At 72.1% G+C, this 24,094-nt stretch carries 28 protein-coding genes and 1 pseudogene; 23 read left to right on the top strand and 6 right to left on the bottom strand.

Annotation, left to right across the window (positions count from 1 at the left end; all coding sequences use genetic code 11):
- The first annotated feature begins 51 nt into the window (after window positions 1–51).
- Window positions 52–876, top strand: a complete 825-nt coding sequence (locus ACIQWG_RS07810; protein WP_404091739.1) for an ABC transporter permease — start codon at window positions 52–54, stop codon at window positions 874–876.
- Between the two features lie 34 nt (window positions 877–910).
- Window positions 911–1,666 carry an AAA family ATPase gene (locus ACIQWG_RS07805; protein ID WP_404091736.1) on the top strand — a complete coding sequence of 252 codons (756 nt, stop codon included), beginning with the start codon at window positions 911–913 and terminating at the stop codon, window positions 1,664–1,666.
- Window positions 1,667–1,678: 12 nt separating this feature from the next.
- Here ACIQWG_RS07805 and ACIQWG_RS07800 read toward each other — a convergent pair whose 3' ends face one another.
- From ACIQWG_RS07800 to ACIQWG_RS07780, 5 genes are all read right to left on the bottom strand, one after another.
- Entirely contained in the window at window positions 1,679–2,449 is a 771-nt protein-coding gene (locus tag ACIQWG_RS07800; RefSeq protein ID WP_404091734.1) for an SDR family oxidoreductase, read from the bottom strand.
- Between the two features lie 254 nt (window positions 2,450–2,703).
- Window positions 2,704–3,204, bottom strand: coding sequence for a Cys-tRNA(Pro) deacylase (ybaK, locus tag ACIQWG_RS07795; protein WP_404091731.1), 501 nt, complete (start codon window positions 3,202–3,204; stop codon window positions 2,704–2,706).
- Between the two features lie 26 nt (window positions 3,205–3,230).
- Window positions 3,231–3,968, bottom strand: a complete 738-nt coding sequence (locus tag ACIQWG_RS07790) for an LON peptidase substrate-binding domain-containing protein (RefSeq protein WP_404091728.1) — start codon at window positions 3,966–3,968, stop codon at window positions 3,231–3,233.
- An 11-nt stretch (window positions 3,969–3,979) separates the two neighbouring features.
- Window positions 3,980–5,023 (bottom strand): hypothetical protein, encoded by a 1,044-nt coding sequence (locus ACIQWG_RS07785; protein WP_404091726.1) that lies wholly within the window; start codon window positions 5,021–5,023, stop codon window positions 3,980–3,982.
- Between the two features lie 262 nt (window positions 5,024–5,285).
- Window positions 5,286–6,863 carry an oxidoreductase gene (locus ACIQWG_RS07780; protein ID WP_404091723.1) on the bottom strand — a complete coding sequence of 526 codons (1,578 nt, stop codon included), beginning with the start codon at window positions 6,861–6,863 and terminating at the stop codon, window positions 5,286–5,288.
- Window positions 6,864–7,034: 171 nt separating this feature from the next.
- Here ACIQWG_RS07780 and hisD point away from each other — a divergent pair, with 171 nt between their 5' ends.
- From hisD to ACIQWG_RS07730, 10 genes and pseudogenes are all read left to right on the top strand, one after another.
- Window positions 7,035–8,360: a histidinol dehydrogenase gene (hisD, locus tag ACIQWG_RS07775; RefSeq protein ID WP_404091721.1), complete on the top strand. Its 1,326-nt coding sequence runs from the start codon at window positions 7,035–7,037 to the stop codon at window positions 8,358–8,360.
- A complete protein-coding gene (locus ACIQWG_RS07770) occupies window positions 8,357–9,469 on the top strand; it encodes a histidinol-phosphate transaminase (protein WP_404091718.1) in 1,113 nt (370 codons plus the stop codon). The genes hisD and ACIQWG_RS07770 overlap by 4 nt, the downstream gene beginning before the upstream one ends.
- Complete coding sequence (hisB, locus tag ACIQWG_RS07765) at window positions 9,466–10,059, top strand: imidazoleglycerol-phosphate dehydratase HisB (protein WP_030318918.1); 594 nt, start codon at window positions 9,466–9,468, stop codon at window positions 10,057–10,059. The genes ACIQWG_RS07770 and hisB overlap by 4 nt, the downstream gene beginning before the upstream one ends.
- 3 nt (window positions 10,060–10,062) lie before the next feature.
- Entirely contained in the window at window positions 10,063–10,227 is a 165-nt protein-coding gene (locus ACIQWG_RS07760; protein ID WP_393508419.1) for a hypothetical protein, read from the top strand.
- On the top strand, window positions 10,218–10,862 hold the full coding sequence (gene hisH / locus ACIQWG_RS07755; RefSeq protein WP_404091714.1) for an imidazole glycerol phosphate synthase subunit HisH: 645 nt from the start codon (window positions 10,218–10,220) through the stop codon (window positions 10,860–10,862). The genes ACIQWG_RS07760 and hisH overlap by 10 nt, the downstream gene beginning before the upstream one ends.
- Window positions 10,863–10,866: 4 nt before the next feature.
- Window positions 10,867–11,592 (top strand): bifunctional 1-(5-phosphoribosyl)-5-((5-phosphoribosylamino)methylideneamino)imidazole-4-carboxamide isomerase/phosphoribosylanthranilate isomerase PriA, encoded by a 726-nt coding sequence (priA, locus tag ACIQWG_RS07750; protein ID WP_404091711.1) that lies wholly within the window; start codon window positions 10,867–10,869, stop codon window positions 11,590–11,592.
- Window positions 11,589–11,993: a RidA family protein gene (locus ACIQWG_RS07745; RefSeq protein WP_404091708.1), complete on the top strand. Its 405-nt coding sequence runs from the start codon at window positions 11,589–11,591 to the stop codon at window positions 11,991–11,993. The genes priA and ACIQWG_RS07745 overlap by 4 nt, the downstream gene beginning before the upstream one ends.
- Window positions 11,990–12,745, top strand: coding sequence for an imidazole glycerol phosphate synthase subunit HisF (hisF, locus tag ACIQWG_RS07740; RefSeq protein ID WP_404091705.1), 756 nt, complete (start codon window positions 11,990–11,992; stop codon window positions 12,743–12,745). The genes ACIQWG_RS07745 and hisF overlap by 4 nt, the downstream gene beginning before the upstream one ends.
- 196 nt (window positions 12,746–12,941) lie before the next feature.
- The gene (locus ACIQWG_RS07735; RefSeq protein WP_404091702.1) at window positions 12,942–14,192 is read left to right on the top strand and encodes an MFS transporter; all 1,251 of its coding nucleotides are present in this window, start codon (window positions 12,942–12,944) and stop codon (window positions 14,190–14,192) included.
- A 93-nt stretch (window positions 14,193–14,285) separates the two neighbouring features.
- Window positions 14,286–14,459 (top strand): annotated as a pseudogene (locus ACIQWG_RS07730) (MFS transporter); the annotation flags it as partial.
- A gap of 30 nt (window positions 14,460–14,489) precedes the next feature.
- On the opposite strand, the gene ACIQWG_RS07725 reads toward ACIQWG_RS07730, so the two are convergent.
- Window positions 14,490–15,125, bottom strand: coding sequence for a TIGR03085 family metal-binding protein (locus tag ACIQWG_RS07725; protein WP_404091700.1), 636 nt, complete (start codon window positions 15,123–15,125; stop codon window positions 14,490–14,492).
- A 74-nt stretch (window positions 15,126–15,199) separates the two neighbouring features.
- Between ACIQWG_RS07725 and hisI the strand changes: the two genes are divergently transcribed.
- The 11 genes from hisI (at window position 15,200) to lgt (ending at window position 24,044) form a co-directional block, all read left to right on the top strand.
- A complete protein-coding gene (gene hisI, locus ACIQWG_RS07720; RefSeq protein WP_404091699.1) occupies window positions 15,200–15,613 on the top strand; it encodes a phosphoribosyl-AMP cyclohydrolase in 414 nt (137 codons plus the stop codon).
- 11 nt (window positions 15,614–15,624) lie between these two features.
- On the top strand, window positions 15,625–17,112 hold the full coding sequence (locus tag ACIQWG_RS07715; RefSeq protein WP_404091696.1) for an anthranilate synthase component I: 1,488 nt from the start codon (window positions 15,625–15,627) through the stop codon (window positions 17,110–17,112).
- 58 nt (window positions 17,113–17,170) lie between these two features.
- The gene (locus ACIQWG_RS07710; protein ID WP_404091694.1) at window positions 17,171–17,812 is read left to right on the top strand and encodes a TIGR02234 family membrane protein; all 642 of its coding nucleotides are present in this window, start codon (window positions 17,171–17,173) and stop codon (window positions 17,810–17,812) included.
- 111 nt (window positions 17,813–17,923) lie between these two features.
- Entirely contained in the window at window positions 17,924–18,175 is a 252-nt protein-coding gene (locus ACIQWG_RS07705) for an HGxxPAAW family protein (RefSeq protein WP_404091692.1), read from the top strand.
- 81 nt (window positions 18,176–18,256) lie between these two features.
- On the top strand, window positions 18,257–18,715 hold the full coding sequence (locus ACIQWG_RS07700; RefSeq protein WP_404091689.1) for a DUF2752 domain-containing protein: 459 nt from the start codon (window positions 18,257–18,259) through the stop codon (window positions 18,713–18,715).
- Between the two features lie 134 nt (window positions 18,716–18,849).
- Entirely contained in the window at window positions 18,850–19,659 is an 810-nt protein-coding gene (gene trpC / locus ACIQWG_RS07695; protein ID WP_404091687.1) for an indole-3-glycerol phosphate synthase TrpC, read from the top strand.
- 21 nt (window positions 19,660–19,680) lie between these two features.
- Entirely contained in the window at window positions 19,681–19,923 is a 243-nt protein-coding gene (trpM, locus tag ACIQWG_RS07690) for a tryptophan biosynthesis modulator TrpM (protein ID WP_404091685.1), read from the top strand.
- Between the two features lie 58 nt (window positions 19,924–19,981).
- The gene (trpB, locus tag ACIQWG_RS07685; protein WP_404091682.1) at window positions 19,982–21,268 is read left to right on the top strand and encodes a tryptophan synthase subunit beta; all 1,287 of its coding nucleotides are present in this window, start codon (window positions 19,982–19,984) and stop codon (window positions 21,266–21,268) included.
- Window positions 21,265–22,083, top strand: a complete 819-nt coding sequence (trpA, locus tag ACIQWG_RS07680; protein ID WP_404091680.1) for a tryptophan synthase subunit alpha — start codon at window positions 21,265–21,267, stop codon at window positions 22,081–22,083. Before trpB ends, trpA begins: the two co-directional genes overlap by 4 nt.
- A 100-nt stretch (window positions 22,084–22,183) precedes the next feature.
- Window positions 22,184–22,957: a DsbA family protein gene (locus ACIQWG_RS07675; protein ID WP_404091677.1), complete on the top strand. Its 774-nt coding sequence runs from the start codon at window positions 22,184–22,186 to the stop codon at window positions 22,955–22,957.
- Between the two features lie 76 nt (window positions 22,958–23,033).
- Entirely contained in the window at window positions 23,034–24,044 is a 1,011-nt protein-coding gene (gene lgt / locus ACIQWG_RS07670) for a prolipoprotein diacylglyceryl transferase (RefSeq protein ID WP_404091674.1), read from the top strand.
- The last annotated feature ends 50 nt before the right edge of the window (window positions 24,045–24,094 follow it).

The following is a 24,094-nucleotide window of genomic DNA, read 5'->3' as shown; positions in this document are numbered from 1 at the left end:
GAACAGGGCTACCTCCCCAGTGATCCCCTGTGTGGAAGGGAGCAGCGCCACGTGAGTGTCGTACCCGCCGAGGTTCTGCCGGGCAGCGCCCTGGCCGTGGAGGAGACGGCCGCGCCGGCCGCGGCCGAGCTCGGGCCGCGCGCGCGGCTGTGGCCGTCGCTGTGCGCCGTGTACCGGGCGCAGCTGTCCCGGGCGCGGGTCGCGCGCATTCCGCTGCTGTTCGTGGCGACCTTCCAGTCGATCGGGATCATGGTCCTGATGCGCGGGGTCGTCGACGGCGGTGCCGAGGCGCAGGCGGTGGTGGCCGGGTCGGCGGTGCTCGTCGTGGCCTTCGTCGCGCTGAACCTGCTCGCCCAGTACTTCGGCCAGCTGCGGGCCAGCGGCGGGCTCGACCACTACGCCACGCTGCCGGTGCCGCCCGCCGCGGTGGTGCTGGGGGCGGCGGGGGCGTACGCCTCCTTCACCGTGCCGGGGACCGTGGTCACGGCCCTGTTCGGCTGTGCGCTCTTCGGGCTGCCGGTGGCGCATCTGTGGGTGCTCGTGGCGGTCATCCCGCTGGCCGGGGCGGCGCTCGCCGGGCTCGGCGCGGCGCTCGGGCTGCTCGCGCCGCGGCCCGAACTGGCGACGCTGCTCGGGCAGTTGGGCATGTCGGCGGCGCTGCTGCTGGGCGTGCTGCCCGCCGACCGGATGCCGGAGGCGGTGCGGTTCCTGCGGGATCTGCTGCCCTCGACGTACGGGGTCGAGGCGTTCGCGCGGACCTTCGGCGAGCGGCCGGACTGGGCGTTCGTGCTCGGGGACCTGGCCGTGTGCGGAGTCGTCGGTGTCGTCTCGCTGGCCGTCGCCACCTGGGCGTACCGTCGGGCGGCCGTCCGGTGACGCGCCGCACAGGTCGGCCTGGCACGATGGCAGGGTGACCGCTCCGCTGACTCCGCCACCGCCGCCGCGTGAACCGTCTCCCAACGGGGGGTGGCAGCCGCCCGCTGCCGGGCATGCGGCTGCCCTTCCGCATGACGCCATATCCGACGCCCCGCCAGGGGCGCGGGGGCCGCACGGCTCTCCAGGTCCGTACGGCATATATGGCTCGTACGAACAGGACGGTCCCGGAATGAAGACCGAAGTGCGCGAGGCCGGCCTGGTCGCAGTGGTGGTGGCGCTGTTCGGGGCGCTGCTGGGGGTGCTGTGGTGGTGGCTGGCGCCGAGTGTGCCGCTGGTCGGGGACGTCGTCGGCAACGGGTGGGTCGTCTACTTCAAGGACTCCGAGGGGGAGCAGGCCGTCGGCGTCGACGGAACGTTCACTCTGCTGGCGCTCGCGTTCGGACTGGTCAGTGCGGCGGCTGTCTTTCTGTGGCGGCGGCGTGGGGGCGTGCCGCTGGTGGTCGCGCTGGCCGTCGGGAGCTTTCTCGGGTCGCTGCTGGCCTGGCGGGTCGGCGTGTGGCTCGGGCCCACCGAGGATGTGATCGCCCACGCGAAGGAAGTGGGCAAGGGGGTTTCGTTCCCGGCGCCGCTGAAGTTGGGGGCGAAGGGGGTGTGGCTGGCCTGGCCGCTGGCCGCGCTGGTGGTGCATCTGGGGCTGACGGCGCTGTTCGGGCCCCGGGACGTGGATCCCTATCAGCAGGAGCCGGGTGAGGGGCGGCCGTCCGGGCCGTACGGGGTGCCGCCGGCGTAGGGCCGCAGTGGCCTACGGCCGGAATCCTCCAGGGCCGAGGTAGAGGCCGCCGGTGGCGTCGAGCCACTGGCCGGTGACCCAGCGCGCGTCGTCGGAGGCGAGGAACGCCACGACGTCGGCGATGTCGGCGGGCCGGCCGGTCCGGCCGAGCGCGGTCACGCCGGCGACCGCGGCCGCGGCCTCGGGGTTGTCGCGCAGCCAGGGGTTCATGTCGGTCTCGGTGATGCCCGGCGCCACGGTGTTCACGGTGATCGAGCGCGCGCCGAGGGTCATGGTGAGCGTGCGGGTCATGGTGTCCAGCGCGCCCTTGGTCACCGCGTAGGCGTGCTCGCGCAGGGCGATCCGGGTGGCTCCGGAGGAGATGTTGATGACGCGCCCGCCGTCGCGCAGCAGCGGAAGGGCCCGGCGGATGATGAGGAACGGCGCGCGGACGTTGACCGCGAGCATGTGGTCGAACTCCTCGGGGGTGATCTCGTCGATCGATTTCGGCACGGCCACACCCGCGTTGTTGACCAGGATGTCCAGCGGCTGTCCGCGCAGCCCCTCCTCAAGCCCCGTGAACAGTGTGTCGATGTCGCCGTCCACGCCGAGTTCCGCCCGGACGGCGAAGGCGCGGCCGCCGGCCTTCTCGATCGCCGCGACCGTCTCCTGCGCCGCGGCGTCCTGACGGGCGTAGTGCACGGCCACGAACACGCCGTCGGCGGCGAGTCGCTCGGCGATGGCGCGTCCGACTCCTCGCGACGCCCCGGTCACCAGCGCCGTCCTGTGCGTCGCATCCGTCATCTGTCCCACATCCTCCCGGCCCCCGGACCGGGCCGGGGGCAGAGGCGTGCCTGGTCGCCGCCTGCCTGCCCCGCCGTCCTGACGGGCGACGGCAGTTCCATCATCGGCCCAGGTGCTCGCGTCGCGCGTGCTCAGGAACTAAGCCGGGCGTCGCCCGTGGTTCGAGCGGCCCTTCTTGACGCGCCACTTTCGTTTCCGCGTTTTCTTCGACATGTCCCTCGTACTTAACCGAGGACACCGCTCCCGTCGAGAGGTCACGCACGTCCGATGGGGGCGAGGACCGCTCGGGTGAGGGTGGTGAGGTCGTCGGGGGAGAGTTCCACTTCCAGGCCGCGGCGGCCCGCCGAGACGCAGATGGTGGGGTGGGCGGAGGCCGAGGCGTCCAGGACGGTGGGGAGCTTCTTGCGCTGGCCGAGAGGGGAGATGCCGCCCCGGACGTAGCCCGTGGTGCGTTCGGCGAGGGCCGGGTCGGCCATCGTGGCGCGTTTGCCGCCGACCGCCGAGGCCAGGGCCTTGAGGTCCAGCTGGCCCGCCACCGGGACGACGGCCACGGTCAGGCTGCCGTCGACGTCCGCCACCAGGGTCTTGAAGACCCGGTCCGGGGACACCCCCATGGCCTCCGCCGCCTCCTCGCCGTAGGAGGGGTGGGAGGGGTCGTGGTCGTAGGAGTGCGTGGTGTACTCGATGCCCGCGGCCGTGAGGGCCACCGTCGCGGGCGTGCCGCCCGGCTGCTGCTTCTTCGGCTTCTTCGCCATGTGGCCGGTTCCCCAGAGGTCGTGCGTCAGTTCAGGCTCGTCGGGCCGCGCGTCAGGTCCGACGCCGGCAGTGACGGCAGCGTACGGATGATCGAGGTCTCGGCGCGAAGGAGTTTCAGCTCGTCGCGCAGCCGGGACGCGGTGTCCGGGGCCTGGAGCAGGCGCTGCTTCGTCGGGGTGTCCAGCATCATCGCGGCCGCCACGAGGTACGAGACCACCGAGGGCTGGTCCGGCAGGTCGGCCGTGGCGGACAGGGAGCGTTCACGGGCGCCCGCCAGCCGCTTCTGGTACTGCCGGAACGACCGCAGCACCCCTTCCGCCAGCGCCCCCGCCTCGTCGCCGGGCTCCTCCGGCAGCTCTTCGAGCTCGGCGGTGAGGAACGGGCCCGAGGCATCCACCGACACCAGCCGCACCCGCGTCGTCCCCGTCGCCAGCACCTCGAAGGTGCCGTCGGCCCGCTCCCGGATCGTCGCCGCGTCCGCCACACAGCCCACGCCGTGGAAGGACTTGGCCGGGTCGGGGCCGAAGCCCGCCGCCGGGCCGCGGTCGGGCTGGGCCGTCGGGTCCGGCATGCCGGGGGCGCTGGGGGCCACCTCGTGGCCGTCGCGGATGGCCATGACGGCGAAACGGCGCGGTTCCTCCTCAGGGGTCTTCAGCAGCTCGCGCATCATGGCGCGGTAGCGCTCCTCGAAGACGTTGAGCGGCAGCACGAGGCCCGGGAAGAGCACCGAGTTCAGGGGGAAGAGCGGAAGACGGACGGTCACGGCGCCAAAGCCTAATGGTCACCGGGGTGAACGCGTTCCGCCCGCCCACTGTGTGGATGCCCGCCGCGCCCACCGCGCTCCACGCCGGCCGTCCGCAGCCGGACCTCCTCGCGCACCTCCAGGAAGTGAGCCAGCGGGTCGTCCGAGCCCCGGCTCCACGGGAAGGAGGTGGCGTACGGCCCGATCAGGCGCAGCTGGCCCAGGGCGTCCTCCCAGCGGCCCAGCCGCACCAGGACGTACGTCAGCTTGTTGCGGATCGCGGCCGGCCACAGGTCGGACGCGGGGAACCGGGCGGACAGCTCGACGGCCCGGTCGGCGGCCGCGTGCAGCCGCTCGGGCGGCACGCCAGGACCGCAGCCGTCCTCCAGGTAGGAGAGGGCCGCTCGGGTCGGCAGCGCCTGGACCAGCGAGTCGGCCGGAGCGTCCTGGGCCGCGCGGTCGGCGAAGTCGAGGCACTCCCGGTGCGAGCCGTGCCACGCGGAGCCCAGATAGCGCAGGGCGGCCACATGGCAGCCGTAGTGGAGCGGGGCGCGGCGCAGGGCCGCCTCCCACAGCTCGCCGAAGTAGGTGTGGCCGGCGCGGGAGCCGCGCGCGTGGTCCAGGGCGATCCGCCACGGCACCGGGTCGCGGTCGTCGCCCCGCGCGGCGGCGGTGATCAGCGGGCTCACCCCGCGCAGCACCTCGGCCCGGGCCGGTGACCGCCAGGCGTGGTCCACCGCGACCTGGGCCCTGATCAGCAGCGCGTCCGGGTCGTGCGGGGCGGTCGCGTACCAGGTCTCCAGCCACTCCGGGCGGGAGCGTGCGAAGGCCGCGAGGTGCAGGGTGTATCTGTCCCGGTGTTCCCACTGCGCCTGCCGGCGGGTGACGGCGAGGAGTGCGGCGGCCGGTTCGTGGTCGCCCTGCCCGGCCGCGACCAGGGCGGGGCCGAGGCGGTCGTCGGGCGCGTCGAGCAGCACCTCGTCGTCGGCGGGCAGGCCGACGGCGGGGTGCTGCGCGGTCCTTGCCGACCGGGACGCCCGGCCGAACGGCAGCATGAGAGCCATGGTGTCGACCATTGAAGGACCGCTGGTCACGCCCGCGCCAGAGGGAACGGCCAAGATATGGAAAGTTGTACGCGGGCAGGTCAAGAACGGGTAAAGGTCCAGTGTTCAACAACTGTCGGATATCCATGAAATCGCTTCAGTCGTCACATGAACCCCACTTGCCCCGCTTGCCCCGCCGAGCCCCCCGACCCGTCGAGCCCCACTGACCCGCCGAGCCCCACCGACCGTCGAGCCCCACCGACCCGTCGAACCCCTCCGGCCTCGAAGGGTGGTCTCAGTTGCGGCGCAGCATGCGGGTCGCCCCCGTGGCCACCGTCGTGGCCAGGATCCAGCCCAGCAGGATCATCGCCGCGGCCAGCCACTGCCAGGCGCCGCTCAGCTGCCAGAACCCGACCTGGCCCAGGTCGATCACCGGCAGCAGCAGGTCCAGGGCGAACAGCGGCGGGTTCCAGGTCGGATGCTCGGCGCCCTTGAGCGGCGGCGGGTCGGCGTAGACGAAGGCCACCGAGCTCGCCGCCCACAGCACCGCCATCCACACGGCCGCCCGGCCCGGCCGGTACCCGTAGGCGACCATCCAGTCCTGCGCGTACCCCCACAGCTTGGCCGCGGGCGGCAGCGTCTCGCGGCGCCTGCGCTGCTTGGCGAGCAGCACCTCGCGCGCGTCCTCGTCCTCGCCGCCGTTGCGCAGGACCGTGGCCAGCCGCTCGTACGGCTCCGGGTTGTACTCCGCGGTCGCCGCCGCCACCCACTCCAGCCGTCGCTCCAGCGGGAACGGGCCGCGTGGCACCAGGTTCTCGTAGCTGAACCCGCCCATGTGCAGCAGTCCCGGGCCCGGCCAGGCGTCCGCCCGGTCCATCAGGTTGACGACCCGCGCCCCCGACAGCACGACCCCGCCGCGCTCCGGCCCCTCGCCGAGGAAGCGCAGCTCGGGCGTCTGGATCCGGCGCAGCGACAGCTCCTGCTCGTCCGTGAAGGTGAACCGGGCCCGCTCCAGGTCGACCGCGTCCCCGAACCGCCCGTCGTCCAGCCGCACCCCGCCCTGGCAGGCGAAGCGCTGGATGCGCGTCCCGCGCGCGGGGGTGCGGCCGCTCAGCATGGGGCTGCCGACGCCCGCCGGGGTCAGGTACAGCGTGCGCCCGACGGTCAGCTGGGGGGCGTTCAGCGCGAGCCGCGTGTACGGGTTGACCAGGCGCGCACCCCGCAGGCTCAGCGACACGCCGACGGTGGCGCCGCGCAGACTCAGCTCGCCGTGCGACTCCAGCATCTCGGCCTGGAGGTCCTGGCCGACGCTGATGCCGTCCGCCGCGATCGAGCGGCCGCTGCGGTCGCGGTAGACGATCGCCTGGTTGAGCAGCAGATCCGTGCCGATGTGGGCGTCCGTCAGCCGTACGCCGTTGTGGAACCGGCAGCGCGGCAGATGCAGATCGCCCTCGGTGTGCACCCGGGCTGCCTCCAGGCGCGGCACCGCGCAGTCCACCAGCCGTACGGTCGTGAAGTGGGCCTCCGGCAGCCGGACCTCGCGGTCGAAGCGGCAGCCGCGCATCTCGACGTACGGCTCCACGGTGCCGCCGGCCAGGTCCATCGTGTCGGCGATCCGCACGCCCACCAGCTTCAGCGAGGCCACCCGGCCCGCCAGGGCGGGCGGCCCGTCCAGCAGCAGCCAGCAGATGATGCGCGCGCGCACCGTCCGCTCGTCGCCCCAGGGGTGCCCGCCGTGCGGATCGTCGGCGAGGGTGTCGCCGCTGCTCAGGTCGTACACGCTGCCGTTGCGGAAGGCCTGCCACATGCCTATCTCGGCGGCGGTCAGATCGTCCGGCGGGTCCCCGTCCCGGATGCCGGCCCCCTCGGTCACGTCTTTTCCATCCCCCTCGGCTACTCGTGGGTTTAGTACAACCGTTCATGCCCGCTGAGTGACGCCCCGAACGCTAGACGTGAAGGTGATCTTCCGGGTTCCGGCAGGGATCTGTATCAGCCATTGATACGCGCGAACGACGCCGGACCCGGGTCTGAGAGAATTGAGCCCGTGATCTCCCGAATCGATCTGCGCGGCGACGCCCTTCCCGAGGGCCCCGCCCTGCGCGACCTGCTGCCCCGAGCCGACTTCGACGTTGCGGCCGCCCTGGAGAAGGTGCGTCCGATCTGCGAGGCCGTGCATCATCGTGGCGACGCGGCGCTGATCGACTTCGCCGAGAAGTTCGACGGGGTCAGGCTCGACCAGGTGCGGGTGCCCGCCGAGGCGCTCGAAAAGGCCCTCGCGGAACTCGACCCGGCCGTGCGCGCGGCCTTGGAGGAGTCCATCCGGCGCGCCCGTGTCGTCCACCGTGAGCAGCGTCGTACGGCGCACACCACCCAGGTCGTGCCCGGCGGCTCGGTGACCGAGAAGTGGGTGCCGGTCGACCGGGTCGGGCTGTACGCGCCCGGCGGCCGGTCGGTCTACCCGTCCTCCGTGGTCATGAACGTCGTCCCGGCCCAGGAGGCCGGTGTCGAGTCGATCGCCCTCGCCTCGCCCGCCCAGGCCGACTTCGGCGGCCTGCCGCACCCGACGATCCTCGCCGCGTGCGCGCTGCTCGGCGTCGACGAGGTGTACGCGGCCGGCGGCGCCACGGCCGTCGCGATGTTCGCGCACGGCACCGAGTCCTGCCCGCCCGCCAACATGGTCACCGGCCCCGGCAACATCTGGGTCGCCGCCGCCAAGCGCTACTTCACCGGCAAGATCGGCATCGACGCCGAGGCGGGCCCGACCGAGATCGCGATCCTGGCCGACTCCACCGCCGACCCGGTGCACGTCGCCGCCGACCTGATCAGCCAGGCCGAGCACGACCCGCTGGCCGCCGCCGTCCTCGTCACCGACTCCCCGGAGCTCGCGGACGCGGTGGAGAAGGAGCTGGAGCCGCAGGTCGCGGCCACCAAGCACATCGACGACCGGATCGTCCCGGCCCTCAAGGGCAGGCAGTCCGCGATCGTCCTGGTCGACGGCGTGGACGAGGGCCTCAGGGTGGTCGACGCGTACGGCGCCGAGCACCTGGAGATCCAGACGGCCGACGCGGCCGCCGTGGCCGACCGGGTGCGCAACGCCGGCGCGATCTTCATCGGCCCCTGGGCGCCGGTCTCCCTCGGCGACTACGCCGCCGGCTCCAACCACGTGCTGCCCACCGGCGGCTGCGCCTGCCACTCCTCGGGTCTGTCCGTCCAGTCCTTCCTGCGCGGCATCCACATCGTCGACTACACCAAGGACGCGCTGGCCGAGGTCGCGCATCACGTGGTCACGCTGGCGGAGGCGGAGGACCTGCCCGCGCACGGCGCGGCGATCAAGGCCAGGTTCGGCTGGAAGGTACCCGAGAGCAAGTGAGCGACGTACGCATCGACGATCTCCCCGTACGGGACGAGCTGCGCGGCAAGTCCCCCTACGGCGCGCCCCAGTTGGACGTCCCCGTACGGCTGAACACCAACGAGAACCCCTACCCGCTGCCCGAGGCCCTGGTCGAGCGGATCGCCGAGCGCGTGCGCGAGGCGGCCCGGAACCTCAACCGCTACCCGGACCGGGACGCGGTGGAGCTGCGCACCCAGCTCGCCAAGTACCTCACGGACACCTCCGGCCACGAGGTCGGCCTGCCCAACGTCTGGGCGGCGAACGGCTCCAACGAGGTCATCCAGCAGCTGTTGCAGACCTTCGGCGGCCCCGGCCGTACGGCGATCGGCTTCGAGCCGTCGTACTCGATGCACGGTCTCATCTCGCGCGGCACCGGGACGGGCTGGATCTCCGGTCCCCGCAACGAGGACTTCACGATCGACGTCGTCGCCGCCGCGCAGGCGATCGCCGAGCACCGGCCCGACGTCGTGTTCATCACCACGCCCAACAACCCCACCGGCAACGCCGTCCCGCGCGAGACAGTGCTCGCACTGTACGAGGCCGCGCAGGCCGCGAAGCCGTCGATGGTGGTGGTCGACGAGGCGTACATCGAGTTCAGCCACGGCGACTCGTTGCTGCCGCTGATCGAAGGTCGGCCGAATCTGGTCGTCTCCCGGACGATGTCGAAGGCCTTCGGCGCCGCCGGTCTGCGCCTCGGCTACCTCGCCGCGCACCCGGCGGTGGTGGACGCCGTCCAGCTCGTACGACTGCCCTACCACCTGTCGGCCGTCACCCAGGCGACCGCCCTGGCCGCCCTCGAGCACACCGACACGCTGCTCAAGTACGTCGAGCAGCTGAAGTCGGAGCGGGACCGGCTGGTGAGCGAGCTGCGGGCGACCGGATACGAGGTCGTGGAGTCCGACGCGAACTTCGTGCAGTTCGGCCGGTTCGAGGACTCCCACACCGCCTGGCAGCGGATCCTCGACCGGGGCGTGCTGGTCCGCGACAACGGCATCCCGGGGTGGCTGCGGGTCTCCGCCGGAACCCCCGAAGAGAACGACGCGTTCCTCGACGCGGTACGTGAACTGAAGAAGGAGCAGAGCGCATGAACCGCGTAGGACGCGTCGAGCGAGTCACCAAGGAGACGTCGGTGCTCGTCGAGATCGACCTCGACGGCAGCGGCAAGGTCGATGTGTCGACCGGCGTCGGCTTCTACGACCACATGCTCGACCAGCTCGGCCGGCACGGTCTGTTCGACCTGACCGTGAAGACCGAGGGCGACCTGCACATCGACTCGCACCACACCATCGAGGACACCGCCCTCGCGCTGGGCGCCGCCTTCAAGCAGGCCCTCGGCGACAAGGTGGGCATCTACCGCTTCGGCAACTGCACGGTCCCGCTGGACGAGTCCCTCGCCCAGGTCACCGTCGACCTGTCCGGCCGGCCCTACCTCGTGCACACCGAGCCCGAGAAGATGGCGCCGATGATCGGCGAGTACGACACCACGATGACCCGGCACATCCTGGAGTCGTTCGTCGCGCAGGCGCAGATAGCGCTGCACGTGCACGTGCCCTACGGGCGCAACGCGCACCACATCGTGGAGTGCCAGTTCAAGGCGCTGGCCCGGGCCCTGCGCTACGCCAGTGAGCGCGACCCGCGCGCGGCGGGCATCCTTCCCTCGACGAAGGGCGCGCTGTAACCCATGAACGGGCTGTCCACCATCCTGATCGTCGTCGGCCTCTTCCTGGTCGGCGGCATCATCTCCTTCGCCAAGCAGGGGATGCCCAAGAGCCTCATCACCCTGCTCTCGATAGGCGCCGCGATGTGTCTGCTCGCGGGCGTCCTGAGGCTGGAGGTGTGGAATTGAGCACCAAGAAGGTCGTGGTCTTCGACTACGGCTTCGGCAACGTGAGGTCCGCCGAACGCGCCCTCGCGCGCGCCGGCGCCGACGTCGAGATCACCCGTGACTTCGACCGGGCCATGAACGCCGACGGCCTGCTGGTGCCGGGCGTCGGCGCCTTCGCGGCCTGCATGAAGGGGCTCACCGAGGCCCGCGGCGACTGGATCATCGACCGCCGGCTGTCCGGCGGCCGTCCCGTGATGGGGATCTGCGTCGGCATGCAGATCCTGTTCGCGCGCGGCATCGAGCACGGCGTGGAGACCGAGGGCCTCGGCGAGTGGCCGGGCTCGGTGGAGCCGTTGCAGGCCGATGTCGTGCCCCACATGGGCTGGAACACGGTCGACGCGGCACCGGGCACCGAGCTGTTCGCCGGTCTGGACGCGGACGCGCGGTTCTACTTCGTGCACTCCTACGCCGTCCACGACTGGACGCTGGAGACGGCGAACCCCCTGATGACCGCACCCAAGGTCACCTGGTCGACACACGGCGAGCCCTTCGTGGCCGCCGTGGAGAACGGCTCCCTGTGGGGCACGCAGTTCCACCCCGAGAAGTCCGGCGACGCCGGAGCGCAGCTGCTCACCAACTGGATCGGAACCCTGTAGAGACATGGCCAAGCTCGAACTCCTCCCCGCCGTCGACGTCCGCGACGGCCAGGCCGTCCGCCTCGTGCACGGCGAGTCCGGCACCGAGACGTCCTACGGCTCCCCGCTGGAGGCCGCCCTGGCCTGGCAGCGGTCGGGCGCCGAGTGGCTGCATCTGGTCGACCTGGACGCCGCGTTCGGCACCGGCGACAACCGGGAGCTGATCGCCGAGGTGGCCAAGGCGATGGACATCAAGGTCGAGCTGTCCGGCGGCATCCGCGACGACGCGTCCCTGGCCGCCGCGCTCGCCACGGGCTGCACGCGCGTGAACCTCGGCACGGCCGCCCTGGAGACCCCCGAGTGGGTCGCCAAGGTCATCGCCGAGCACGGCGACAAGATCGCCGTCGGACTCGACGTACGCGGCACGACCCTGCGCGGCCGTGGTTGGACCCGCGACGGCGGCGACCTCTACGAGACGCTGGAGCGCCTCAACAACGAGGGCTGCGCGCGGTACGTCGTCACCGACATCGCCAAGGACGGCACCCTCCAGGGCCCGAACCTCCAGCTGCTGCGCGACGTGTGCGCGGCGACGGACCGCCCGGTGGTCGCCTCCGGCGGCGTGTCCTCCCTGGACGACCTGCGGGCCATCGCCGAGCTGGTCCCGCTCGGTGTCGAGGGCTCCATCGTCGGGAAGGCCCTGTACGCGAAGGCGTTCACTCTCGAAGAGGCCCTGGAGGCTGTGTCGTCATGACATCCGATGCCGTACGGCGCGTGCAGAGCGGAAGTCCCTGGGAAGAGTCCTTCGGTTTCGCACGTGCCGTCGCGGCGGGCGACCGTGTCCTGGTGGCGGGCACCACGTCCTTCAAGGGCGATGTGCTGTACGGCGAGGGCGACCCGTACGAACAGGCCAAGGTGGCCTTCGCCAACGCGGTCGAGGCGATCGGCGAGTTCGGGCTCGACGTCGGGTCCGTGGTCCGTACGCGGATGTACCTGACCCATGCGCGGGACGTGGACGCCGTGGGCCGGGCCCACAAGGAGTTCTTCGACGCGGTGCGCCCCGTCTCGACCCTGCTGGTCGTGGAGGGCTTCGTGGACTCGCGCATCCTGGTCGAAGTGGAAATAGAAGCATTCAGAGGAGCCGTGGATTCATGACCCTGGCGGTCCGAGTCATCCCCTGCCTGGACGTGGACAACGGCCGGGTCGTCAAGGGCGTCAACTTCCAGAACCTGCGCGACGCGGGCGACCCCGTCGAGATGGCCAAGGTGTACGACGCCGAGGGCGCCGACGAGCTGACGTTCCTGGACATCACCGCCTCGTCGGGCGACCGCGAGACGACGTACGACGTGGTGCGCCGCACGGCCGAGCAGGTGTTCATCCCGCTCACGGTCGGCGGCGGCGTCCGCACGGCCGAGGACGTGGACAGGCTGCTGCGCGCGGGCGCGGACAAGGTGGGCGTCAACACGGCGGCCATCGCACGCCCGGAGCTCATCCGGGAGATCGCCGAGCGCTTCGGCCGCCAGGTGCTGGTGCTCTCGGTGGACGCGCGGCGCACTCCCGAAGGCACCTTCGAGGTCACCACCCACGGCGGCCGCAAGGGCACCGGCATCGACGCCGTCGAGTGGGCGCACCGCGCGGCCGAGCTGGGCGCGGGCGAGATCCTGCTCAACTCGATGGACGCGGACGGCACGAAGGACGGCTACGACCTGGAGATGATCCAGGCCGTGCGCAAGCACGTGACGGTCCCGGTGATCGCCTCCGGCGGCGCCGGCAAGCTCACCGACTTCTCGCCGGCCGTCGAGGCCGGGGCGGACGCGGTGCTCGCGGCGTCGGTGTTCCACTTCGGGGACCTGCGGATCGGCGAGGTCAAGGACGCCTTGCGGGGGGCGGGCCACCCCGTGCGGTGAGCAGGCTCGTCGGCGACGCCGAGGGGCGCGAGAACGCCGCGCCGCACGTGTTCGGATTCCCGTCCCGCGTCTGATCCCGCGTCTGATCCCGCGTCTGATCCCGCGTCTGATCCCGCGTCTGATCCCGCGTCTGATCCCGCGTCTGATCCCGCGTTGGATTTCGCGTCTGATTCCGTGTCTGAGAGGACCCTCGCCCGTGACCGCCACGCGCACGGCCCCGGCCGAGATCGCCGACAGACCCGCCCACCGCGACGGCAACGTCCTGCGCTGGCTCGCCGCCTACACCGCCTCGATGACGGGCGACAGCGTCTACTACATCGCCCTGTCCTGGGCGGCCGTACAGGCCGGTTCGCCCTCGCAGGCCGGAGTGGTCATGGCGGTGAGCGCGCTGCCCCGGGCCCTGTTGATGCTGGGCGGGGGAGTGATTGCCGACCGGCTGGGGCCGCGCAGAGTCGTCATAGGCAGCGACGTGGTGCGCTGCGCCGCCGTGTTCGCGGTGGCCGGGCTGCTGTACTTCACCACTCCCGGTCTGTGGCCGCTGGCCGTGCTCGCCCTGGTCTTCGGCACTGTCGACGCCGTGTTCATGCCGGCGGTGGGCGCCCTTCCCGCGCGCGTGACGAGCCGGGGGCAGCTCGCGCGCGTGCAGGGCATGCGCGGCCTCGCCATCCGCTTCGCGAGCGTCGTCGGCGGCCCGCTGGGCGGGCTCGGCGTCGCGGTAGGGGGCGAGGCGGCCGCGTTCGGCCTCGCGGGGCTGCTGATCGCGGTGTCGGTGCCGCTGCTGATGGCCGTACGGATGCGGGAACTGCCCGCCGACGACACGGCACCCGCGCGCGGCGACACGGCCTGGCGCGACCTGGTGGGTGGTCTCGCCTACATCCGCCGGCACCGGGTCCTCGCCCCGCTGATGCTCGCCATCGCCCTCGGCGACCTCGGCTTCGTCGGCCCGCTCAACGTCGGCCTGGCCCTGCTGGCCGACGAGCGGGGCTGGGGCGCCTCCGGAATCGGCTGGGTGCTCGCCGGGTTCGGCGTCGGCGCGGGCGCCGCGTCCCTGCTGCTGACCGTGCGCGGGCGCCTGCCGCACGCCGGGCAGGTGGCCGGGTACGCCATCCTCGCGGGGTCGGTCGCGATCGGTGCGCTGGCCTACGCTCCCGGTGTCCTCGCGGCGGCCGGCGTCGCCCTGCTCGTGGGCCTGCTCGCCGGGCTCAGCGGCACCATGTGCGGCGCCCTGCTCCAGACCCAGGCCGACCCCCGCTACCTGGGCCGCGTCACGGCCGTCTCCGGTCTCGTCAGCCTCGGCCTCGCCCCGCTCAGCATGCCGGTGTCCGCCGCGGCCATCGGCGCCTGGGGCGCCGGACCGGTCTTCGTGGGCAGCGCGGTGGTGTGTGGGCTCGGCGGGGTGATCGCCCTGGGCGTGCCGGGTCTGCGCCGCGCCGAGCTCCCCCAGTGACCGGCGTCGCCGAAGTGCCGGGACGGGTCCTCGGATGCGGGTCCTCGGATGCCCGACTGCTTGGCTTCGGCCAGCTTGGCGATGTCGCCGTCCGTCTCCGGTCTCGTCAGCCTCGGCCTCGCCCCGCTCAGCATGCCGGTGTCCGCCGCGGCCATCGGCGCCTGGGGCGCCGGACCGGTCTTCGTGGGCAGCGCGGTGGTGTGTGGGCTCGGCGGGGTGATCGCCCTGGGCGTGCCGGGTCTGCGCCGCGCCGAGCTCCCCCAGTGACCGGCGTCGCCGAAGTGCCGGGACGGGTCCTCAGATGCCCAACTGCTTGGCCTCGTTCAGCTTGGCGATGGCGTCCTGGTCGCCGTCCAGCTCGACCTTCGCGGCGCTCTGCCGGCCGTACACGAACAGCAGCAGCTCCGACGGTTCGCCCGTCGCCGTCACGACCGGCGTGCCCTTGTGGGCCACGGCCGTCTGGCCGTCGGGGCGGCGCAGCACCAGGCCGGTGGGGGCGCTGCGGCCCACCAGGCGGGCGGAGCGCTCCAGCCGGGACCACAGGGCGTCCTGGAAGACCGGGTCGAGTTCGCGTGGCGTCCAGTCCGGCTGGGCGCGGCGGACGTCCTCCGTGTGGACGTAGAACTCGATCGTGTTCGACGCCTCGTCGACCTGCTTGAGCTGGAAGGGCGAGAAGCGCGGCGGCCCCGTGCGGATGAGCTGGATCAGCTCCTCGTACGGCTTCCCGGCGAACTCCTCCATCGCCTTGTCCAGCCGCGGAGCGAGCGGCTTGATCAGGATGCCGGCGGCGGCGTCCGGGCGGCGCTCGCGCACGACCACGTGCGCGGCCAGGTCACGGGTCGTCCAGCCCTCGCAGAGGGTCGAGGCATCGGGACCCTCGGCCTCCAAGAGGTCGGCCAGAAGAAGTCGTTCACGCTTGGCGAAGGTCGACATGGAGTCAGCCTACGACCGCCCACCAGGTCCGCCCAGTGGACGGTCACCGAGAGTTGTCAGTCGCGCGCGGCACAATGGCAGGCATGACCACGAGCACGCCCCGCCGGCCCAGCCGACTGGACCCCGAGATCGCCGCGCGCCTCAAGCGCAGCGCCGACGGGCTCCTGCCCGCCATCGCCCAGCAGTACGACACCGGAGAGGTGCTCATGCTCGGCTGGATGGACGACGAGGCGCTGCATCGCACGCTCACCACCGGCCGCTGCACCTACTGGTCGCGCAGCCGCCAGGAGTACTGGGTCAAGGGCGACACCTCCGGCCACTTCCAGCACGTCAAGTCCGTCGCCCTCGACTGCGACGCCGACACCGTGCTCGTCAAGGTCGACCAGGTCGGCGCCGCCTGCCACACCGGCGCGCGGACCTGCTTCGACGAGGACGTGCTGCTCAAGGACGGCGACGCCGATTCCGGCGCACCGGCCTCGGCTCAGTAGGGTCGGCCGCCATGGACCTCGAGACCTTCCGCAAGCTCGCCACCGACCGCCGTGTCATCCCGGTCACCCGCAAGCTCCTCGCCGACGGCGACACCCCGGTCGCGCTCTACCGCAAGCTCGCCGCCGAGCGCCCCGGCACCTTCCTGCTGGAGTCCGCGGAGAACGGCCGGTCCTGGTCCCGCTACTCGTTCGTGGGCGTACGCTCCGCGGCCACGCTCACCGCGCGCGACGGCCAGGCCCACTGGCTCGGCGCCCCGCCCGTCGGCGTCCCCGTCGAGGGCGACCCGCTCGCCGCGCTGCGCGCCACCATCGAGGCCCTGCACACCCCGCGCGACCTCGCCCACGACCTGAACCTGCCGCCCTTCACCGGCGGCATGGTCGGCTACCTCGGCTACGACATCGTGCGCCGCCTGGAGAAGATCGGCCCCGGCGAGCGGGACGACCTGAAGCTGCCCGAGCTGACCATGCTGCTCACCAGTGACCTCGCCGTCATGGACCACTGGGAGGGCTCCGTCCTGCTGATCGCCAACGCGATCAACCACAACGACCTCGACACCGGCGTCGACGAGGCCCACGCGGACGCCGTCGCCCGCCTCGACACCATGGAGGCGGACCTCTCGCGCGCGGTCGCCCAGCCCCCGGCCGTGCTGCCGCCCTCCGAGCTGCCCGAGTACACCGCCCTGTGGGGCGGCGAGGACTTCCAGGCTGCCGTCGAGGACGTCAAGGAGCGCATCCGGGCCGGGGAGGCCTTCCAGGTCGTCCCCTCCCAGCGCTTCGAGACGCCGTGCACGGCGAGCGCGCTGGACGTCTACCGGGTGCTGCGGGCGACCAATCCCTCGCCGTACATGTACCTGTTCCGCTTCGACGGCTTCGATGTCGTCGGCTCGTCTCCCGAGGCCCTGGTGAAGGTCGAGGACGGGCGGGCCATGGTCCACCCGATCGCCGGCACCCGGTGGCGCGGGGCCACCCCGCAGGAGGACCAGGCCCTCGCCGACGAGCTGCTGGCCGACCCCAAGGAGCGCGCCGAGCACCTGATGCTGGTCGACCTCGGCCGCAACGATTTGGGCCGGGTCTGCGAGCCGGGTTCCGTCGAGGTCGTGGACTTCATGTCCATCGAGCGCTATTCGCACGTGATGCACATCGTCTCCACGGTCACCGGACGCGTGGCGCCGGGCCGCACCGCCTTTGACGTCCTCACGGCCTGCTTCCCGGCCGGGACCCTCTCCGGCGCCCCCAAGCCGCGCGCGATGCAGATCATCGACGAACTCGAACCGTCCAGGCGCGGCCTGTACGGCGGCTGCGTCGGCTACCTCGACTTCGCGGGCGACTCCGACACCGCCATCGCCATCCGTACGGCCCTGCTGCGGGACGGCACGGCCTACGTCCAGGCGGGCGCGGGCATCGTCGCCGACTCGGACCCGGTCGCCGAGGACACCGAATGCCGTAACAAGGCGGCGGCGGTACTGCGCGCGGTGCACACGGCGAACCGGCTCGGGTGAACCCGCCGGCCGCTTCATCTGAACCCCGGGTGACCGATCGCCGGGGGTTCGGGTGATAGTGGAGTACGTGACTGCCGTACCGCACCCCCGTTCCGAAGCCCCCGCCGCCGCCCGGGCCGGCCGGATGAGCCTCGCCGTCGCCCTGCTGTGCGGGGCGCTCGGCGCCGCCGTGGCACTCCTCGCCACCCGGCAGCGCTGGTCGGAGGGCACCGTGACGGTGGCCGGCGGCCCGTTCCCGCTGATCGCCAAGGGCAGCGACGTCACCGGCGTCCCCGCGGCCCTCGCCATAGTGGGGCTCGCCGCGCTCGTCGCCGTCTTCGCCGTCCGCCGGGCCGGCCGCCTCATGGTCGCCGCCCTGCTCGCGCTCTCCGGCGCGGGCACCGTCGCCGCCGCCCTGCTCGGCGCCTCCGACAGCTCCGCGCTCGACGAGAAGGCCGCCCAGGCCTCAGGAGACACCGCGGCCACCGTCGACGCCCTCAGCCACACCGCCTGGCCGTACGTCGCGGCCGTCGGCGGTGGTCTGATCCTGCTCGCCGGACTGCTGGCCCTGCGCTACGGCAAGCTGTGGCCCGGCATGTCCGGCCGCTACGAGCGCGGTGGCGCCCCCAGGCCGCGCCGCAGCACCCGGGCCGCCGACCCCGACCGGCCCGAGGAGATCTGGAAGGCCCTCGACCGGGGCGAGGACCCGACGGGCGCATGACCCACGCCGCGTCCTGACCCCCGATCACCGCACCCGCACGCGTGCGGGACAATGACACCGAGCCACCGGCTCACCCACGTACGACACGTACACAGCAACGAGGAGCAAGCAATGGCGGGCAGCAGCCACGGTCACACCCCGGCCGCCTGGACCGGTGTCACGATCGCCTTCATCGGGTTCTGCGTCTCCGGCGCGTTCATGGTGCTGGCCGAGCCCGCGGGCTTCTGGGCCGGCCTCGGCGTCGTGGTCCTCGGCGGGATCGTCGGCTGGATCATGAGCTCGATGGGGCTCGGCCAGCCGAAGGACGCGCACAAGGCGCTGCTCACGTCGCAGGAGCGGGAGCCGGCGAGCGCCCAGAGCTGAGCCTCGTACGACCGCGCCGAGGGGCGACCCGGGCACCGATGGGTGCCGGGGGACGCCCCTCACGCGTGTCCGCGGGGCACAATGCATGACGTGAACGCCGACAGCACGAGGGCGACCGACCGCCAGGGCACGCCCCGGCCCGGCGCCCTGTCCGCCCGGGCGGCCGTACCGGTGGGCATCCTCGCGGCCGTCGTCGGCGCCTTCGCGTACGTGGGCGCGGTGGACCCCAATGAACCCGGCCACTACCCCGCCTGCCCGCTCCTGGAGTACACGGGCCTCTACTGCCCCGGCTGCGGCGGTCTGCGCAGCGCGCACGCGGTGGTCCACGGGGACTTCCTGGCGGCCCTCCAGGACAACGCGCTCGCTGTCGTCGGCTACGCGCTCTTCGCCGTGCTGTGGACCCTCTGGCTGATCCGGTCGGTGCGCGGGCGCCCGGTCCGGCTCGATCTGTCGCCGGTGCAGCTGTGGACCGCGGGGGCGCTGCTGCTGGCCTTCACCGTTGTCCGGAACCTGCCCTTCGGTGGCTGGCTGCACCCTTGATCAACTGGTGAATGTCCAGGTAATGGGACCGCCGTCAACCGGATGCGAGGCCGACGCCCAGCTCCGGATACCATCGCAGTGACCACCGTTTCCGTACGGCTTCACAGGCCACCGTCCGAAAGGGGGCCGCTCGCGTGAGTGTGCTCGACGAGATCATCGACGGAGTCCGTGCCGACCTCGCGGAGCGGCAGGCGCGCGTCAGCCTCGACGAGCTCAAGGAGCGCGCGGCCAAGGCACCCGCGGCGAAGGACGGGGTCGCCGCCCTCAGGGGCGACGGCGTCAAGGTCATCTGCGAGGTCAAGCGGTCCAGCCCCTCCAAGGGCGCGCTGGCCGCCATCGCCGACCCGGCCGGACTCGCCGCGGACTACGAGGCGGGCGGCGCGGCCGTCGTCTCCGTCCTCACCGAACAGCGCCGCTTCGGCGGCTCGCTGGCCGACCTGGAGGCCGTCCGCGCCCGCGTGGACATCCCGATCCTGCGCAAGGACTTCGTCGTCACGTCGTACCAGCTCTGGGAGGCCCGCGCCTACGGCGCCGACCTGGTGCTGCTGATCGTCGCGGCCCTCGACCAGCCCGCCCTGGAGTCCCTGATCGAGCGCTCGGTGTCCATCGGCCTCACGCCGCTGGTCGAGGTGCACGACGAGGACGAGGTCGAGCGCGCGGTGGACGCCGGAGCCAAGGTGATCGGTGTCAACGCGCGCAACCTGAAGACCCTCGAGGTCGACCGCGGCACTTTCGAGCGCGTGGCCCCGGAGATCCCCGACAGCATCGTCAAGATCGCCGAGTCGGGCGTCCGCGGCCCCCACGACCTCATCGCCTACGCCAACGCCGGCGCCGACGCGGTCCTGGTCGGCGAGTCCCTCGTCACCGGCAAGGACCCGAAGACCGCGGTCGCCGACCTGGTGGCGGCGGGCGAGCACCCCGCGCTCCGGCACGGCCGCGGCTGATCACCCGCTAGGCTGACCCCGATGACTCTCACCGTGACCACTGTGGACCGGTATGCCCGCCTGGCGCGCGGCTGCCGCCCCCGGGGCTGCCGCGCCCCGGCGCGTCGCGTGCACGGCCGCAGGGTCAGGTACGTCATCGGTGACGAACCGGGACAGGTCAACGGCCGTCGATGGCAGCGCCCCTTCAGGGGCGCGGGGCTCTGTTTGATTTGCGGCTACCGCCGCGCAGGCGCGACAAGCCACAGCCGGCCGTCAGCCGACTGACAAAGCCCCGCCCCCACGGCGATTAGTGAACTCCACAAACTCACCGTGAGGTATCCGCATGCCCAGCACCTTCTTCATCCCCGACCCGGAGGGTCAACTCCCCAGCCCCGAAGGCTACTTCGGGGCGTTCGGCGGCAAGTTCATCCCGGAGGCCCTCGTCGCGGCGGTCGACGAGGTGGCCGTCGAATACGACAAGGCCAAGCACGACCCCGAGTTCGCCCGGGAGCTCGACGACCTGCTGGTCAACTACACCGGCCGGCCCAGCTCCCTCACCGAGGTCCCCAGGTTCGCCGAACACGCGGGCGGCGCACGGATCTTCCTGAAGCGGGAAGACCTCAACCACACCGGCTCCCACAAGATCAACAACGTCCTCGGCCAGGCCCTGCTCACCAAGCGGATGGGCAAGACCCGGGTGATCGCCGAGACCGGCGCCGGCCAGCACGGCGTGGCGACGGCGACGGCCTGCGCGCTCTTCGGCCTCGACTGCACCATCTACATGGGGGAGATCGACACCGAGCGCCAGGCCCTCAACGTGGCCCGGATGCGCATGCTCGGCGCCGAGGTCATCGCCGTGAAGTCCGGCAGCCGCACCCTCAAGGACGCCATCAACGAGGCGTTCCGCGACTGGGTCGCCAACGTCGACCACACCCACTACCTGTTCGGTACGGTCGCCGGCCCGCACCCCTTCCCCGCGATGGTCCGCGACTTCCACCGCGTGATCGGCGTCGAGGCCCGCCGCCAGCTCCTGGAGCGCGCCGGCCGGCTCCCCGACGCCGCCATCGCCTGCGTCGGCGGCGGCTCCAACGCCATCGGCCTCTTCCACGCCTTCATCCCCGACACGGACGTACGCCTCATCGGCTGCGAGCCCGCCGGGCACGGCGTGGAGACCGGCGAGCACGCGGCCACCCTCACCGCCGGCGAGCCCGGCATCCTGCACGGCTCCCGCTCCTACGTCCTCCAGGACGACGAGGGCCAGATCACCGAGCCGTATTCGATCTCGGCCGGTCTGGACTACCCCGGCATCGGGCCCGAGCACTCCTACCTCAAGGACAGCGGCCGCGGCGAGTACCGCGCGGTCACCGACGACGCCGCCATGCAGGCCCTGCGCCTGCTGTCGCGCACCGAGGGCATCATCCCGGCGATCGAGAGCGCCCACGCGCTCGCCGGCGCCCTGGAGGTCGGCCGCGAGCTGGGCGAGGACGGGCTGATCGTCGTCAACCTGTCCGGGCGCGGCGACAAGGACATGGACACGGCCGCGCGCTACTTCGGCCTCTACGACACCGACGCCGAGGTCGCCGCCGACGCGGACGCCGACACCGCCGAGATCGAGGGTGACGCCAAGTGAGCGGAAACATCCAGCTGTTGACGGACACCCTGAACGCCGCCAGGTCCGAGGGCCGCTCCGCCCTGATCGCCTATCTGCCGGCCGGGTTCCCGACCGTGGACGGCGGCATCGAGGCGATCAAGGCCGCCCTCGACGGGGGAGCGGACGTCGTGGAGGTCGGGCTGCCGCACAGCGACCCCGTCCTCGACGGTCCCGTCATCCAGACCGCCGACGACATCGCCCTCAAGGGCGGGGTCAGGATCGCGGATGTCATGCGTACCGTCCGCGAGGCGCACGCGGCCACCGGCAAGCCGATCCTCGTCATGACGTACTGGAACCCCATCGACCGCTACGGCGTCGAGCGCTTCACCGCCGAGCTGGCGGAAGCGGGCGGCGCGGGCTGCATCCTGCCCGACCTGCCGGTCCAGGAGTCGGCGCTGTGGCGCGAGCACGCCGACAAGCACGGGCTCGCCACGGTCTTCGTGGTCGCGCCCAGCAGCAAGGACGAGCGGCTCGCCCAGATCACCGCGGTGGGCAGCGGCTTCGTCTACGCCGCCTCGCTGATGGGTGTCACGGGCACCCGGGAGTCCGTGGGCACGCAGGCGCAGGACCTGGTGGAACGCACCCGGGCCACCGGCACCGAACTGCCCGTCTGCGTCGGCCTCGGCGTCTCCGACGCCGCGCAGGCCGCCGAGGTCGCCGGCTTCGCCGACGGCGTGATCGTGGGCTCGGCCTTCGTCAAGCGGATGCTGGACGCACCCGACGACGCGGCCGGTGTCGAGGCGGTGCGCGCGCTCGCCGGTGAGCTGGCGAAGGGCGTGCGCGGGACGGCCTGACCAGGCCGGATCAACCAAGCGGGATTTCATACAGGTCCCTCTTAAGGGTGGACCTGGGGCCGGGGAGGCGCGCTGCGCCTCCCCGGTTCGTTCTGCGGGTGTGAGCGAAAAGAATCGTGACGGAAAGCGGACCGCCCGGGAGCGGCTGGCGGTCGAGCGGGAGAAGCAGAAGGCGGCCGACAAGCGGCGCCGCGCGCTGATCGTCGGCGCGAGCGTCGTCTGCGTGCTGGGACTCGCGGCGGTGGTCGGAGTCGTCGCGGCGAACGCCGGCAAGGACGACAGCAGCGACGCGGGACCGGTGGTGGGTCCCTCCGGAGCCCAGGGCAAGGACGGTCTCGCGATCCCGGTGGGCCAGGAGAACGCCAAGTCCACGCTCACGGTCTGGGAGGACTTCCGCTGCCCGGCCTGCAAGTCCTTCGAGGACGCCTACCGCTCGACGATCCACGAGCTGACGGACGCCGGCCAGCTGAGGGTCGAGTACCACCTGGCGACGATCATCGACGGCAACATGGGCGGCACCGGCTCCCGCAACGCGGCGAACGCCGCGGCCTGCGCCCAGGACGCCGGGAAGTTCACGGCGTACCACGACGTGCTGTACGAGAACCAGCCGCCGGAGGTCGACGACGCCTTCGCCAAGAACAGCAAGCTCTTCGAGCTCGCCAAGAAGGTGAAGGGCCTGGACACGCCCGCCTTCCGCAAGTGCGTCGAGGACGGCACCCACAACAGCTGGGTGGAGAAGTCCAACGACGCCTTCAAGAAGGGCGGCTTCAGCGGTACACCGACGGTCCTGCTGAACGGCAAGAACATCTACCAGGACCAGACGATGACCCCGGCCAAGCTGAAGCAGATGGTGCAGGAGGCCGCCAAGAGCTGAGCGCGCCGCCTGTTATGGACCCGTAGCCGGGCTGCTTGCCATCGCTGCCGCCCGGCAGGGTAGCGTCGACCTTGCCATGGAACTTGCCTACATTCCCAGCCCGTCGCGCGGGGTGATCCACCTCGGTCCCATTCCGCTGCGCGGCTACGCCTTCTGCATCATCCTCGGTGTCTTCGTAGCCGTCTGGCTCGGCAACAAACGCTGGATCGCCCGGGGCGGGCGGTCCGGCACGGTCGCCGACATCGCGGTCTGGGCCGTGCCGTTCGGGCTGGTCGGCGGGCGCCTCTACCACGTGATCACGGACTACGAGCTGTACTTCAGCGAGGGCCGTGACTGGGTGGACGCGTTCAAGATCTGGGAGGGCGGGCTCGGCATCTGGGGCGCCATCGCGCTGGGTGCGCTGGGCGCCTGGATCGGCTGCCGCCGCCGGGGCATCCCGCTGCCCGCGTACGCCGACGCCGTCGCCCCCGGTCTCGCCATCGCGCAGGCCATCGGACGCTGGGGCAACTGGTTCAACCAGGAGCTGTACGGCCGGGCGACCGACCTCCCCTGGGCCCTGAAGATCACGTCCTCGACGGACGGCCGGGTGCCGGGTACCTACCACCCGACGTTCCTCTACGAGTCGCTGTGGTGCATCGGTGTCGCGCTGCTGGTGATCTGGGCCGACCGCCGCTTCAAGCTCGGGCACGGGCGGGCGTTCGCGCTGTACGTCGCCGCGTACTGCGTGGGCCGGTTCTGGGTCGAGTACATGCGCGTCGACGACGCCCACCACATCCTCGGACTGCGGCTCAACAACTGGACCGCGCTGATCGTCTTCCTGCTCGCGGTGGTCTACATCGTGGTGTCGGCGAAGAAGCGGCCCGGCCGGGAGACCGTGGTGGAGCCCGGCGCCTCCGACGCCGGAGCCGAAGCGGAGGCCGAAACCGCCCCCGAAGCGGAGGCGGACGCCGACGCCGACACCAAGGACGCCGACGCGAAGGACCACGACGCGAAGGACGCCGATCCCGATCCCGATCCCGATCCTGATCCCGAGGTCGAGAACGACGAGGTCAAGGACGAGGCCGGGTCGGCGACGAAGAAGACCTGAGGCTCGGTTCCACTCGGACGAGGGCGCCCGGAGTTTTCCGGGCGCCCTCG

Origin of the sequence: Streptomyces sp. NPDC098781 (assembly GCF_044759995.1) — a bacterium.
In the GTDB taxonomy this organism is placed as follows: Bacteria; Actinomycetota; Actinomycetes; order Streptomycetales; family Streptomycetaceae; genus Streptomyces.
This window is presented reverse-complemented; position numbering and strand designations above follow the sequence as displayed.